The sequence below is a fragment of the Luteibacter sp. E-22 genome (genome assembly GCF_049913125.1).
In the GTDB taxonomy this organism is placed as follows: Bacteria; Pseudomonadota; Gammaproteobacteria; order Xanthomonadales; family Rhodanobacteraceae; genus Luteibacter.
The window spans coordinates 1,561,700-1,575,201 of sequence record NZ_CP183975.1 but is presented as its reverse complement, the minus strand read 5'-3'; the positions used below and the strand labels follow the sequence as shown (position 1 = coordinate 1,575,201).

The 13,502-nt window shown below is 66.4% G+C and carries 15 protein-coding genes; 2 read left to right on the top strand and 13 right to left on the bottom strand.

The features are described 5' to 3' along the window. Position 1: 1 nt before the first annotated feature. Positions 2–943, top strand: coding sequence for a 2-dehydropantoate 2-reductase (gene panE, locus ACN9M2_RS06945; RefSeq protein ID WP_426287883.1), 942 nt, complete (start codon positions 2–4; stop codon positions 941–943). A gap of 135 nt (positions 944–1,078) precedes the next feature. Here panE and ACN9M2_RS06940 read toward each other — a convergent pair whose 3' ends face one another. From ACN9M2_RS06940 to surE, 4 genes are read right to left on the bottom strand one after another with little or no spacing between them, the layout of a single operon-like run. Beyond that, positions 1,079–2,092, bottom strand: coding sequence for a peptidoglycan DD-metalloendopeptidase family protein (locus ACN9M2_RS06940; protein WP_426287380.1), 1,014 nt, complete (start codon positions 2,090–2,092; stop codon positions 1,079–1,081). 23 nt (positions 2,093–2,115) lie between these two features. Beyond that, positions 2,116–2,724 (bottom strand): YqaA family protein, encoded by a 609-nt coding sequence (locus ACN9M2_RS06935; protein ID WP_306847738.1) that lies wholly within the window; start codon positions 2,722–2,724, stop codon positions 2,116–2,118. A 29-nt stretch (positions 2,725–2,753) separates the two neighbouring features. Beyond that, the gene (locus ACN9M2_RS06930) at positions 2,754–3,389 is read right to left on the bottom strand and encodes a protein-L-isoaspartate(D-aspartate) O-methyltransferase (RefSeq protein ID WP_426287379.1); all 636 of its coding nucleotides are present in this window, start codon (positions 3,387–3,389) and stop codon (positions 2,754–2,756) included. Positions 3,390–3,438: 49 nt separating this feature from the next. Beyond that, a complete protein-coding gene (gene surE / locus ACN9M2_RS06925) occupies positions 3,439–4,221 on the bottom strand; it encodes a 5'/3'-nucleotidase SurE (RefSeq protein WP_426287378.1) in 783 nt (260 codons plus the stop codon). Between the two features lie 115 nt (positions 4,222–4,336). Here surE and ACN9M2_RS06920 point away from each other — a divergent pair, with 115 nt between their 5' ends. Next, the gene (locus ACN9M2_RS06920) at positions 4,337–4,879 is read left to right on the top strand and encodes a Smr/MutS family protein (protein WP_426287882.1); all 543 of its coding nucleotides are present in this window, start codon (positions 4,337–4,339) and stop codon (positions 4,877–4,879) included. 214 nt (positions 4,880–5,093) lie between these two features. Here the strand turns inward: ACN9M2_RS06920 and truD are convergent, their stop codons facing one another. The 9 genes from truD to ACN9M2_RS06875 form a co-directional block, all read right to left on the bottom strand. Continuing rightward, positions 5,094–6,110, bottom strand: a complete 1,017-nt coding sequence (gene truD / locus ACN9M2_RS06915; protein WP_426287377.1) for a tRNA pseudouridine(13) synthase TruD — start codon at positions 6,108–6,110, stop codon at positions 5,094–5,096. A 9-nt stretch (positions 6,111–6,119) separates the two neighbouring features. Beyond that, on the bottom strand, positions 6,120–7,547 hold the full coding sequence (gene mgtE / locus ACN9M2_RS06910; protein WP_426287376.1) for a magnesium transporter: 1,428 nt from the start codon (positions 7,545–7,547) through the stop codon (positions 6,120–6,122). Continuing rightward, positions 7,544–8,017 (bottom strand): 2-C-methyl-D-erythritol 2,4-cyclodiphosphate synthase, encoded by a 474-nt coding sequence (gene ispF, locus ACN9M2_RS06905; RefSeq protein ID WP_426287375.1) that lies wholly within the window; start codon positions 8,015–8,017, stop codon positions 7,544–7,546. The genes mgtE and ispF overlap by 4 nt, the downstream gene beginning before the upstream one ends. Further along, positions 8,017–8,706: a 2-C-methyl-D-erythritol 4-phosphate cytidylyltransferase gene (gene ispD, locus ACN9M2_RS06900; protein ID WP_426287374.1), complete on the bottom strand. Its 690-nt coding sequence runs from the start codon at positions 8,704–8,706 to the stop codon at positions 8,017–8,019. Before ispD ends, ispF begins: the two co-directional genes overlap by 1 nt. Further along, positions 8,706–9,035, bottom strand: a complete 330-nt coding sequence (gene ftsB, locus ACN9M2_RS06895) for a cell division protein FtsB (RefSeq protein ID WP_371024707.1) — start codon at positions 9,033–9,035, stop codon at positions 8,706–8,708. The genes ispD and ftsB overlap by 1 nt, the downstream gene beginning before the upstream one ends. Before the next feature lie 23 nt (positions 9,036–9,058). After that, positions 9,059–10,357 (bottom strand): phosphopyruvate hydratase, encoded by a 1,299-nt coding sequence (gene eno / locus ACN9M2_RS06890; protein ID WP_426287373.1) that lies wholly within the window; start codon positions 10,355–10,357, stop codon positions 9,059–9,061. A gap of 10 nt (positions 10,358–10,367) precedes the next feature. Further along, complete coding sequence (locus ACN9M2_RS06885) at positions 10,368–10,751, bottom strand: hypothetical protein (protein WP_426287372.1); 384 nt, start codon at positions 10,749–10,751, stop codon at positions 10,368–10,370. A gap of 95 nt (positions 10,752–10,846) precedes the next feature. Beyond that, positions 10,847–11,677 carry a 3-deoxy-8-phosphooctulonate synthase gene (kdsA, locus tag ACN9M2_RS06880; RefSeq protein ID WP_426287371.1) on the bottom strand — a complete coding sequence of 277 codons (831 nt, stop codon included), beginning with the start codon at positions 11,675–11,677 and terminating at the stop codon, positions 10,847–10,849. Next, on the bottom strand, positions 11,674–13,353 hold the full coding sequence (locus ACN9M2_RS06875; protein ID WP_426287370.1) for a CTP synthase: 1,680 nt from the start codon (positions 13,351–13,353) through the stop codon (positions 11,674–11,676). Before ACN9M2_RS06875 ends, kdsA begins: the two co-directional genes overlap by 4 nt. Positions 13,354–13,502: the final 149 nt, after the last annotated feature.

Sequence of the window (13,502 nt, the reverse complement as noted above, 5' to 3'; positions counted from 1 at the left end):
GATTCCCATGCGCATCCTCGTTCTTGGAGCCGGTGGCACCGGCGGCTACTTCGGTGGCCGGCTGGCCCAGGCAGGTGCCGACGTCACCTTTCTCGTCCGGCCCGAACGGGCCAAGACGCTGGACGAGAAGGGGCTGGTGATCCGCAGCCCCTTCGGCGACGCCACGGTGCGGGTCAACCACGTCACCGCCGACAAGATCACCGGCGTGGGGCCCTTCGATCTCGTCCTGCTGTCCTGCAAGGCCTACGACCTGCACTCGGCCATCGAGGCGATCGATCCGGCCGTAGGCGAAGCGACCGCGATCCTGCCCATACTCAACGGCCTGGCCCACTACCCGGTGCTCGACAAGCGGTTCGGGCCCGACAAGGTCGTCGGCGGACTCTGCGTCATCAGTGCGGCGAAAGGCCCTGAAGGCGAGATCCTCCATCTGGGCAACGGCGCCTCGATCACCTTCGGCGAGCGCGACGGCCGGCAGCACGGCGATCGGTGCGAGGCCATCGCCGCTGCCTTCGCCGCGGCGAAGGTCGACCACACCCATTCCACCGATATCCAACGCGACCTCTGGGCCAAGTTCTCGTTCCTGGCCACGCTCGCGGGTGCCACTTGCCTGTTCCGGGCCAGCGTGGGCGATATCGTCGCCACGGACGACGGGCGCCAACTCACCGAGCGGATGTACGAGGAATGCCTGGCCGTCGCCCGCGCCTCAGGTCACCCGGTGCCGGACAACGCACGATCGTTCGCCTGGAAGACCTTGACGCAGGAGGGCTCGCCGCTGACCGCATCGATGCTGCGCGACCTGGAATCCGGCCAGCGCATCGAGTCCGACCACATCGTCGGCGACATGCTGCGGCGCGCGCGCGATGCCGGTGTCCCCGCGCTCCTGCTGGAAGTGGCCTTCGCGCATCTGCAGGCGTTCGAAGCAAGGCGCAAGCGCGGCGGCTGATCCTACGAGACTGCCCCTGCAGGAGCCGCTCCATGTGGGAGCCGACCTTGTCGGCGATCCCGCGGCAGCGGGCCAGATGAGGTCAAGCACCCATCGCCGCTGAAGCGGCTCCCACAGGAACCCAACACCGATCGCCTAGCGAGGCGGCAGGTACTGCAGAGGGTCGACCGGATTGCCGTCACGGCGTATCTGGAACTGCAATTCATCGCGCGTGGCACCGGTGGAACCCATCTCCGCCACGCTCTGCCCGGCCTTCACCTTCTCGCCTTCCTTCACCAGGCGCTTTCGGTTATGCCCGTAAGCGGAGAGGAAGCTGTCGCTGTGCTTGATGATGACGAGTTCGCCGTAGCCGACCAGGCCGTTGCCGCTGTACACCACGACGCCATCGGCGGCGGCGCGGACCGGATCGCCCGCCTTACCCCCGACCTCGATGCCGGGAATGGCGTCGCTGGATGAGAATTTCTTCAACATGGCGCCGTCGGCGGGCCAGCGCCAGTTGATCCCTCCCGCGCTACGCGTGGCCCCGCTGGTCACGATGGGTGTCGAGGCCGGCGGGTTTTCGACGGGCGCAGGCGGCTGCGTCACCGGAGCGCTCGGTGGCGGCGGCGTGGGAACCAGTGATTCCGCGGGCTTGCCCGCGATGACGACCGGGGTGTTCGTCGTGGTCGCGGGCGCGGGAACCGCCGGTGGCAAGGCGGCCCCGGTATCGGCCACGTGGGCCGGTGGCGGTTGGGCCGCGGCCGGCGGCTGTACCGGCTGACCTGCCGGTGCGGGATGCCCGGCCGGCGGAGGCGGCGCCGTGGCGACCACGGGTGCGGCGTGCGAAGCCGGCGGTTTGTCCTCGTGTCCCGGCGGGGAGAGGCGCAGATCCTGTCCTGGCCAGATCGTGTAGGGCGAAGCGATGCCGTTCCAGCTGGCCAGGTCGCGGAAATCCACCTTGTTGCGAAAGGCGATGCTGTAGAGCGTGTCGCCCTTGGACACCCGGTAGCTGCCGCCCGGCGGAGGTGCCGGCGTGGCGGCGCGCGCGGGCGTGTAGGTGCTGCCCGGGCTGCGCGTGACGACGACCGAACTGCGGGTGACGTCGCATCCGGAAAGCATGAAGCCCGCGGCCAACACGGCGGCCAGCGCGAGCGGACGGATCATGAGCATCGCGGACTTCCCTTCACGGTCACTCATCTCAACAGGAACCACCAGGCAGCCAGGAGGATGATCGCTACGATAACAGCCCATCCTATCCATTCGATGTGTTTGCGCAGCATCTGTTCCGCACGTTCACCGAACAGGCGGACCAGCAAGGCCAGCAACCAGACGCGCTTGCCACGGCCGATCATCATGCAGATGAGGAACGGCAGCACTGGCACGCCGACGATACCCGAGGCCCAGGTGACGAACTTCATCGGCACCACGGGCTGCAGGGCAGCCATCGCCAACACGATGTAGAGACCCAGCGAGTGCGCCTGCATGTCCTTCTGCAGGCTGGCCACGCCCGTCTGGATCGGCGCGAGCAGGTGCAGCGATTCGAGCAGGGGCTTCAGCGCCTCGTAGGCGAAATGACCCAGGGCATACCCCACCAGCGAGCCCAGCAACGAGAACAGCAGGCTCCAGTTGGCGAAACGGAACGCCTTGCGCGGTTCGGCAAGCATCATCGGCGCCAGCATGATCTCCGGCATCACGGGAAAGATGAAGGCTTCGACGAAGGAGAGTCCGGCGAGATAGCGGACCGCATGGCGGTGACGCGCCCAGACGATGGCGCGCTCGTAGAGCGAAGCGAACATCCGCATTCAGCGGGTTTCCTTGTGATGGGGACGCATCAACCGATGCCGCCGAGAAGCGGCACGAAACTCACGGCGCCCAGGTCCTCGCGGATCACGGCGCCATGCTCGTCCTTGCGCAGGCGCACGAGCACCTGCTGGCTGGGGCTGCCCACGGGTGCCACCAGCACGCCACCTGGCTTCAACTGGTCGAGCAGCTTCGACGGAATGCGATCGCCGGCGGCCGTGAGGATGATGCCTTCGAACGGCGCCTCCGATTCCCAGCCAAGCTTGCCGTCGTCGTGCCGCGACCGCAGGTTCTCGATGCCCAGTTGGCGGAAACGCCGCCGCGCCTGGCGCAGTAGTTCCTCGATGCGCTCCACCGTGTAGACCGTGGGCACGATGCCGGCGAGCACGGCGGCCTGGTAACCGGAACCCGTGCCGATTTCGAGCACGCGCTCGGGCACGCCGTGCTCGATCAGCGCCTCGGTCATCCTCGCGACGATCCAGGGTTGCGAGATGGTCTGGCCATGGCCGATCGGCAGGGCGGTGTTCTCGTAGGCGCGGCTGTGCAGCGCCTGGTCGATGAAATGATGGCGCGGCAGCTGGCGGATCACCTCGAGCACGCGCTCGTCGCGAATGCCCTCCTCGGCGAGCTTCGCCACCAGGCGATCGCGTGCGCGCTGGGATGTCATTCCCTCGCCGCGCAGTGCGGAGGGCGGAAGTGCATGCAGGTTCACCACCTCAGGCCGCCTCCTCGTTGTCCATGGCCGAGGACAGCGAAAGTGCCCAGCTGCTGACCTTCTCCAGTGCCTGGACGCGCGTGAGGTCGGTATGGATCGGGGTGACCGAGACATAGCCGCGACGAACGGCGTCGAAATCCGTGCCGGGACCATCGTCCTCGATCTCGCCCGGCGGACCGATCCACCACATCGTGCGGCCACGCGGGTCGGCGGTGCGGATCGCGGGTGCCGACCGGTGGCGCTTGCCGAGCCGGGTGACTTCGAACCCGTTGATCTCTTCCCAAGGCAGGTCCGGCACGTTCACGTTGAGGATCGTGTCGGCCGGCAGCGGATCGACGATCAGCCGGCGCATCAACATGAGCACGGCGTTCGCGGCGGCTTGGAAGTGGCGACCCGAACCTTCCCGCGTCACCAGCGACACGGCGATCGCGGGAAGCCCGAGGAAGCGTCCTTCCATCGCGGCCGACACGGTGCCCGAATAGATCACGTCGTCGCCGAGGTTGGCGACATTGTTGATGCCGGACACCACGATGTCCGTCTCATGATCGAGCAGACCGGACAGCGCGAGATGGACGCAGTCGGTGGGCGTGCCGGCCACGCGATAGGCACCGTTGTCCAGTCGCTGCACGCGGATGGGCGCATCGAGGGTAAGCGAATTGCTCGCGCCGGATCGGTCGCGGTCCGGCGCCACGACCGTCACCGTACCGAACTCGACCAGACGCCCGGCCAGCACCTGGATGCCAGGGGCCTCCACGCCGTCGTCGTTGCTAACCAGAACTTGCATGCTGATCCAGATCGAAAAACGGGTGCGGCGGCCCCACCTCACGGAAAGCCGCCCGACCATCCAAGTCTACCGGACCGGGCAGCCGGATTCACGAAAGCCCGCTAGGATGGGAGCCATGAAGCGACGCCCTTCGACGGTACATGACGACGATAGCCGTCTCTTTCGCGAGGCAATCGGCGACGTTCGCCCCATGGCGCCCGTCGACGCCGTGCCCGGCCGCCCGAGGCCCGAGCCGCATCCGCACATGCGCGATGCCGACGAAGCCGCCGTACCCGCCGACTCCCTGCAGTTCGACTATGACCCCGCCGACCTCGAGGTGGGCGAAGAACTGTCTTATTTGCGCGATGGCTATCCGCCGAAACTCCTGAAGCAGCTCAAGCGTGGGCAGTTCAGCATCCAGGCCGACGTCGACCTGCACCAGATGAACGTGGCGGCGGCGCAGCTGACGATTGCTGAGTTCCTCGCCGAGTGTCGTCGCGATGGAGTGCGCTGCGTGCGCATCATTCACGGCAAGGGATTGCGTTCGAAGGCGGCCGGGCCGGTGCTGAAGGGACTGACCGATCGGTTGTTGCGGCGAAGGGATGACGTGGTGGCGTTCGCCTCGGCGCGGCCGATGCAAGGTGGCACGGGGGCGGTTGTCGTCTTGTTGAAGGGGTGATGGTCGCTTCATCCGGCCCGCTGCCGCGGGATCGCCGACAGAGTCGGCTCCCACCAGGTCTCCTGATACTCCCACCAGGCCTCCTCATCCTGCCACCGGGTCTCCTCATCCTGCCATCAGGGTCATTCGTCCTTGATAACGGCAAGTTTCGCTGTGGTGGGAGCCGCTTCAGCGGCGATGGCTGCCTGGTGGGAGCCGACCCTGTCGGCGATGGCTACAGGGTCGCCGCGATTTCGCGGATCACCGTGGTGGCATAAGCCCCCGCAGGCAACCCGAACGAAACCTCCAGCGCGCCATCGTCGAGCCAACGCCATGCGAACTCGCGAGGTTGCAGGCGCAAGGCGCGCCGCTCCTGGTCCATGCGCGCGTCGGCCAGACCTTTGGCCAGGTCCTCGTCGCGCGCCGCCACCGCTCGCTCCAACTCGCCCGCCGCGTCCGCGGCAGGCGTTTCCCCACGGCCCCACAGAGGCCCGGACGGGTGGATATCGAACCGCGCAAGCCGCTCCGCCAGCGTCGCGTCGAACGGTTCCGGCCCGAACCACGAGCGCGATCCTTCCAGCGACCAGATCTCGCCATCCATCGGCGCATCCCATCGATCGGCCGCGACGCGCTCCGCGAGTACGCCGTTGAAGATATGCGAGCGCGCCGCCGAGAGCAGGATCGACCGCTTGTCGCGATCGACACGGCGGCCGCCGAACATGACCCGCGCCTGCGCGACATTGTTGCCGCCAAGACCGAAGCGCTGCTCACCGAAATAATTCGGCACGCCGCGCCGGCCGATCTCGCCCATTCGCGCTTCCGCGGCGGCGCGATCGCCTTCGACCTCGCGCAACACGAGGACGAAGCGATTGCCACGCAGCGCACCACGCTTGATCTTGCGCGAATGACGACCGAGCGAACGGACCGTCACGTCGGTATGCGGAAACGCCGACCAGTCCGGATCGGCCTTGCCCGGCAGCTGCACCGTGAACACCTGACGGGTCACCGCGTGGCGATCCTTCATACCCGCGTAGCCCACGTTCATCGGCGCGGTACCGGCGAACTTGGCCAGTTCGCGCGCCACCCAGTCCGTGTTCGCACCGCGCTTCTCCACGACGAGGAAGGCGTGTTCGCCGGTGCCATCGGCCTCGTAGCCGAGGATTTCCTCGACGAAGAAATCATCGGGCGTCGAGCGCAAACGGGCACGCAGCGGCGGTGCGCCGAAGGCGAAAGGAAGTTCGTTGTCGCTCATGGAAAGCCTTTACAGCAGGAACAGCGTGGCGAGGCCGAGGAAGATGAAGAAACCACCGCTATCGGTCATCGCGGTGATGAGTACGCTCGAACCCAGCGCGGGATCACGTCCGAGCTTCGTCATCAGCATGGGAATGCCCACGCCCATGAAGGCGGCGAGCAACAGGTTCAGGGTCATCGCCGACATCATCACCAGGCCCAGCGACAGGCTGCCGTAGAGTAGCCACGCGACGATGCCGATCGCGCCACCCCACACGATGCCGTTGACCAGGGAGACCGCCATCTCCTTGCGCCACAGGCGCCGGGCCTGGGAAACGCCGATCTGTTCCAGCGCCATCGCGCGGACGATCATGGTGATGGTCTGGTTGCCGGAATTGCCGCCGATGCCCGCCACGATGGGCATCAGCGCGGCCAGCGCCACGAGCTTCTCGATCGAGTGTTCGAACAGGCCGATGACACGCGAGGCGATGAAGGCGGTGACCAGATTGATGGCCAGCCATGCCCAGCGATTGCGCACGGACTTCCACACCGAGGCGAAGATATCTTCTTCCTCGCGCAGGCCGCCGCGCGACAAGGCTTCGGTTTCGCTCTCCTCGCGGATGAAATCGAGCATAGCGTCGACGGCGATACGCCCGATCAGGCGCTGGTGCGCATCGACGACGGGCGCGGTGACCAGATCGTAGCGCTCGAACGCCTGGGCCACGTCATAGGCGTCGTCCTCGGGGCGGAACGTGTTCACGTCGGGCGCCATGATCTCGTGGACCATCTTCTCCGGCGAGTTCACCAGCAGCCAGTGCAGCGGCAGCACGCCGGTGAGCACGTTGTCCGAGTTGACCACGAAAAGCTTGTCGGTCTGCGCCGGCAGTTCATCGAAGCGGCGCAGGTAACGCAGCACCACCTCGAGGCTGATGTCCTCGCGGATGGTGACCATGTCGAAATCCATCAGCGCGCCGACCTGGTCGTCCTCGTACGACATGGCGGCCTGCACGCGCTCGCGCTCCTGCGCGTCGAGGCTGGCCATCAACTCGGGCAGCACCTCGGTCGGCAGGTCGTCGACGAGGTCGGCGAGTTCGTCGGCGTCCAGCGGTTCGATGGCGGCGAGGATCTCGCTATCGTCCATGTCCGCGATCAGGGATTCGCGAACCGAGTCGGATACCTCGAGCAGGATGTCGCCATCGCGATCGGAACGCACGCGCTGCCAGATCGCGAGGCGGTCTTCCAGCGGCAGCGATTCCAGCACGTCCGCCAGGTCGGCCGGATGCAAGTCGTCGAGCCGCGCCTGGAGTTCCGCATCGGCGGCTTCCAGCGCGGCCTCGTCGCCGTCCGGCGCGGCGCCCGCGAACGCGAGCAGGCCTTCACGGCGCCGCAGGAGGTCGACGATCGTCTCCAGCCTGTCGTGCAGGCGAGGCGTGGAGGCGCGCGGCTCGTTCTCGCTCATGCGCGCAGCACCAGCACCGTCGCCAGCGCGGCGATGCCCTCGCGGCGCCCGGTGAAGCCAAGCGTCTCGGTGGTGGTCGCCTTGATGCTGATGCGATCGATGTCCACGCCGAGGTCGGCGGCGATGATCTCGCGCATGCCCTGGGCGTGCGGGCCCACCTTGGGCGCCTCGCAGATGATCGTCATGTCCGCGTTGCCGAGCACGTAGCCGCGCTCGGACAACATGGCCGCCACGGCGCGGACGAAGCTGCGGCTGTCAGCACCGCGCCAACGATCGTCCGAAGGCGGAAAGTGCTTGCCGATATCGCCCAGCGCCAGGGCACCGAGCAAGGCGTCGCAAAGCGCATGCAGCACCACGTCACCGTCGGAATGCGCGAGCACGCCCTGCCCATGCGGCACGCGCACGCCACCCAGCATCACGTGGTCGCCTTCGCCGAATGCGTGGACGTCGAATCCCTGGCCAATGCGCATTATCGTGTCCTCCCTAGAAGGAACTCCGCCAGCGCGAAATCGGCCGGCGTCGTCACCTTGATATTGTCTTCCGATCCTTCCACCAGCAGGGGCGACACACCGATCCGCTCCATGGCCATCGCCTCGTCGCTCACCACGATACCCGCCTCGGCGGCAAGGCGAAGTGCATGCGCCAGCGCACCGCGGCGGAACATCTGCGGCGTGAAGGCACGCCAGCGACCATCGCGCGGTTCGGTGGCGATGCTGTGACACCCTGCATCGGCACGTTTCAGGGTATCGCGAAGGGGCGCCCCGAGCAGGCCGCCCTCCCCTTTTCCCGCCAGTTCGACCAGGCGTTCGATGTCACCGGCGCGCACGCACGGCCGCGCGGCGTCGTGCACCAGCACGAACTCGTCTTCCGCCACGCCGGGCGGCAGCGCGTGCAAGCCGGCCAGCACCGAAGCACTGCGCTCGCTGCCGCCGATAGTGACGATCAACGGCTTGCCGCCGATGGTATCGGTAGCCGCGAAATGCGCGTCGTCGGCCGCGATGGCCACCAGCAACCCGGCGATACGTGGATGGGCCGCCAGCCGTTCCAGCGTGTGATCGATGAGTGGCCGGCCGGCCAACCACTGGTATTGCTTCGGCCGGTCGCCGCCAGCCCGGACACCCTTTCCGGCGGCCGGCACCACGCACCAGAGCGCGTCCATCACTGGCCGCCGGGGGCGATGGGCGGCGGAGGTGGAGGCGCGCTGGTCGCGGCCCCCGGCTCCACCACCTGGTAGAACGTTTCACCTGGCTTGACCAGGCCCAGCTCCTGGCGCGCACGCGCCTCGGTGGCCTGTTCACCGTGTTTCAGGTCTTCCACGTCCGCGGCGAGCGCCTGGTTGCGCTTCTGCAAGCTGGCGTTTTCCTCGGTCTGCTTCTTGACCGACTCGCGCAGCGAATCGACCTCAGCCATGCCCCCACCGCCGACCCACAGCTTCAGCTGCAGCGCGATGAGGACGATGACGAGGATCAGACCGATCCAGCGCAGGATTGCCGCGTTACTCAAGGCACGACTCAGCCGGGCAGCTTCGACAGGCTTGGGAAGGCGTTGCGACCGGCGTACGTCGCCTTGGCACCGAGCGCTTCCTCGATCCGCAGCAGCTGGTTGTACTTCGCCACACGGTCGGTACGGCAGAGCGAGCCGGTCTTGATCTGCGTGGCGGTGGTGGCCACCGCGATGTCGGAGATCGTGGTGTCCTCGGTTTCACCGGAGCGGTGCGAGACGATCGCGGCATACTTCGCGCGATCGGCCATGGCGATGGCCTCCAGCGTTTCGGACAGCGTGCCGATCTGGTTGACCTTGATCAGGATGGCGTTGGCGATCTTCTTGTCGATGCCTTCCTGGAAGATCTTCGGGTTGGTCACGAAGAGGTCGTCGCCGACCAGCTGGATACCTTCGCCAATGGCCTTGGTGAGGTGCGCCCAGCCGGTCCAGTCGCCTTCGGCCATGCCGTCCTCGATGGTGACGATCGGGTACTGCCTCGACCACGACGCCAGCGTGTCCACCCACTGTTCCGGAGTGAACACCTTGCCCTCGCCTTCCAGGTCGTACTTGCCATCCTTGAAGAATTCCGAGCTGGCCACGTCGAGGCCGAGCAGGATGTCGCTGCCGACCTTGTAGCCAGCCTTGGTCACCGCCTCCAGGATCGTGTCCAGCGCTTCCACGTTGGACTTGAGGTTCGGCGCGAAACCGCCTTCGTCGCCCACCGAGGTGTTGAGGCCGCGGCCCTTCAGCACCGACTTCAATGCATGGAAGATCTCGGCGCCGTAGCGAAGCGCCTCGGCGAAACTCGGCGCGCCCACCGGCAGCACCATGAACTCCTGCACGTCGACGTTGTTGTCCGCATGCGCGCCACCGTTGATGATGTTCATCATCGGTACCGGCAGCGAACCGCCACCGTCCACCATCAGGTATTGCCAGAGAGCCTGCTTCTTCGATGCGGCCACGGCGTGCGCGGCGGCCATCGAGACGCCGAGCAAGGCGTTCGCGCCCAGCTTGCCCTTGTTCTCGGTCCCATCCAGCGCGATGAGCTTGCCGTCGAGTCCCTTCTGGTCCGCGGCGTCGTAGCCCTTCAGTGCGGAGGCGATCGTGGTGTTGACGTTGGCCACGGCGTTCTTCACGCCTTTGCCGCCGTAACGGCCCTTGTCGCCATCGCGCAGTTCGACCGCTTCGCGCGTGCCGGTGGAGGCACCGCTCGGCACGGCGGCGCGGCCGAAGGAACCGTCGGCCAGGGTGACCTCGGCTTCGAGGGTGGGATTGCCGCGGGAATCGAGGATTTCGCGGGCGTGGATCTTCGTGATGGACGTGGTCATGCGGTTCCCGTTACGAGTTGGAATGACTAAGGAAGGTACCGACCAGCGCGAGGCCGGCGGTACCGATCAGGATGAGTGCGTTCAGTCCGAGCCCGATCGCGCCGAACGTGCGGCGGCGGTCCTGCCGGCGCAGGGCGATGAAGCCCAGCACCAGCCCGACGAGGGAAAGGACGAGGAAGGCGCAGATGACGAGGCCGATGACGCCGAATATCGGCAGGTGCTGCTCCGGATCGCCCGATGCGACCATGAGCGCGGAGAAAACGATGCTGGCCAGGACGACGATACCGGATACCAGGGCGATGACGAACGAGGCGATGCCGTGACCCGACTGCGGCATGCGTGCCGCACGCTGGCGAGATTCGCCGGCGTCGTGGGTCGCGTTGTCCTCAGTCATCCAGCCTGTCTCCCCGGGGCCTTTGCGGCTCCGCCGTTGGAATGCCGGCGCATGGCGCGCCGGATTCCGTCAATCATACCGTTCCGGAGGAACGATCAAGCGTGGTTCTTGAATCCGCGGCGCTTCACGGCGCCATCGAGTTCCATCAGGGTCTCGAGCAACTCTTCCATCTGGTCGAGCGGCCAGGCGTTCGGGCCATCGCTCAGGGCCTTCGCCGGTTCCGGATGGGTCTCGGCGAACAGGCCGGCCACGCCGACGGCGACCGCCGCGCGTGCCAGCACCGGCACGAACTCGCGCTGGCCACCGGAGCTGGTGCCCTGGCCACCCGGCAACTGCACCGAATGGGTGGCGTCGAAGACCACCGGGCAATTCGTCTCACGCATCACCGCGAGCGAACGCATGTCGGAGACCAGGTTGTTGTAGCCGAAGCTCGCCCCACGCTCGCAGACGAGGATGTCGTGGTTGCCCACGTCGAAGGCCTTCTGCACCACGTTCTTCATGTCCCACGGCGCGAGGAACTGGCCCTTCTTGATGTTCACCGGCTTGCCGGCGCGGGCGACGTTCTGGATGAAGTCGGTCTGGCGGCAAAGGAAGGCCGGGGTCTGCAGCACGTCGACGACGGCGGCGACCTCGTTCATCGGCGTGTATTCGTGCACGTCGGTGATGACAGGCACGCCGATCTGCCGCTTCACCGCCTCGAGCACCTTCAGGCCCTCTTCCAGCCCCGGGCCGCGGAAGCTGGAACCCGACGAGCGGTTGGCCTTGTCGAAGCTCGACTTGAAGATGAAGTTGATGCCGAGGCGGCTGGTGATTTCCTTCAGCTTGCCGGCGACGTCGAGCTGCAACTGCATCGACTCGATGACGCAGGGACCGGCGATCAGGAACAGCGGCTGGTCGAGACCGGCCTCGAAACCACAAAGCTTCATGCGGCGGACTCCTCGGAACGGATGGCGAGCTTGTCGCCGTCGCGGACGGCCTTGTATTCGCGCGCCGCGCGTACGAAGCCGATGAACAGCGGATGGCCCTCGCGCGGCGTGGAGGTGAATTCGGGATGGGCCTGGCAACCCAGGAACCACGGGTGGACCTGGCGCGGCAACTCGACGATCTCCACGAGCAGGTCGTCCATCGACTTGCCCGAGATCACCATGCCCAGGTCCTCGAACAACTGCCGGTAACGGTTGTTGAACTCGTAGCGATGGCGATGACGCTCGCGCACCACGTCTTCGCCATACAGTTCGCGCGCCAGGGTGCCTGCCTTCAGGCGGCATTCCTGTGCACCCAGGCGCATGGTGCCGCCGAGGTCGGAGCGCTCGCTGCGCTGTTCGGTTTCACCGGTGGCGGTGGTCCACTCGGTGATGAGGGCGATGACGGGGTCCGGCGTGTTGCGGTCGTTTTCGCTGGAATCGGCCTGGGGCAACCCCGCCGTGTTGCGGGCGAATTCGACCACCGCGGCATGCATGCCGTAGCAGATGCCGAAGTACGGGATGCCGGTTTCGCGGGCGAACTGGGCGGCGAGAATCTTGCCCTCGAAGCCACGTTTGCCGAAGCCACCTGGCACCAGGATGGCGTCGGCATCGCCAAGCACCGCGCGGGCACCGCGTGCCTCCACGTCTTCGGAATCGACCCAGCGCAGGTTCACCCGCGTCGACTGGTTGATGCCGCCGTGGCGCAGCGCCTCGCCCAAGGACTTGTAGGCGTCCTTGTGTTCGACGTATTTGCCGACGATGGCCACGGTGACCTCGTCACGCGGATGCTCGACGGCCTCGACCGTGCGCTCCCAACTGGAGAGGTCGGCCGGGCCGGCGTCGAGGCCGAGGCGCTTGATGACGAGTTCGTCCAGGCCCTGCTCGTGCAGCCACATCGGCAGCTTGTAGATGACATCGACGTCGATCGTGCTGATGACGGCGTTCTTCGGCACGTTGGTGAAAAGCGCGATCTTGTGCCGCTCGCCATCGGGCAGCGGCTCTTCGCAACGGCACAGCAGCACGTCGGGCTGGATACCGATCGAGCGCAGTTCCTTCACCGAATGCTGGGTGGGCTTGGTCTTGATCTCGCCGGCGGCCTTGATATACGGGACCAGGGTGAGGTGCACGAACATGCACTTCTCCGGCCCGTGCTCGATGCGCAACTGGCGGATCGCCTCGAGGAAGGGCAGCGATTCGATGTCGCCGACGGTGCCGCCGATCTCGACCAGGGCCACGTCGAAACCACGGGTGGCCTCGTGGATGGAATGCTTGATCTCGTCGGTGATGTGCGGGATCACCTGCACGGTGGCACCGAGATAGTCGCCGCGGCGCTCCTTGCGGATCACCGATTCGTAGATCTTGCCGGCGGTGATCGAATTCTTGCCGGTCAACCGGGTGCGGACGAAGCGCTCGTAGTGGCCGAGGTCGAGATCGGTTTCCGCGCCATCGTCGGTGACGTAGACCTCACCGTGCTGGAAAGGACTCATGGTGCCCGGATCCACGTTGATGTACGGATCGAGCTTCATCATGGTCACGGAAAGACCGCGGGCCTCGAGGATCGAGGCAAGCGACGCCGCTGCGATGCCTTTCCCAAGGGAAGACACCACACCGCCGGTGACGAAAATCAGGGGAGTCATGCGAGCAGCCAGTGCTGGAAATTTGTATTTTACCTAAGCGGGCCCCCGCTCGCGAGTGGTACCTGAATGGAAAGCCGAAGCGCCCTCTCTCCGCCCAGGCCATTCTCCGCTGGAAACCGGTTCTCGGGTGGAAGCAGGCCTCCGGTTCT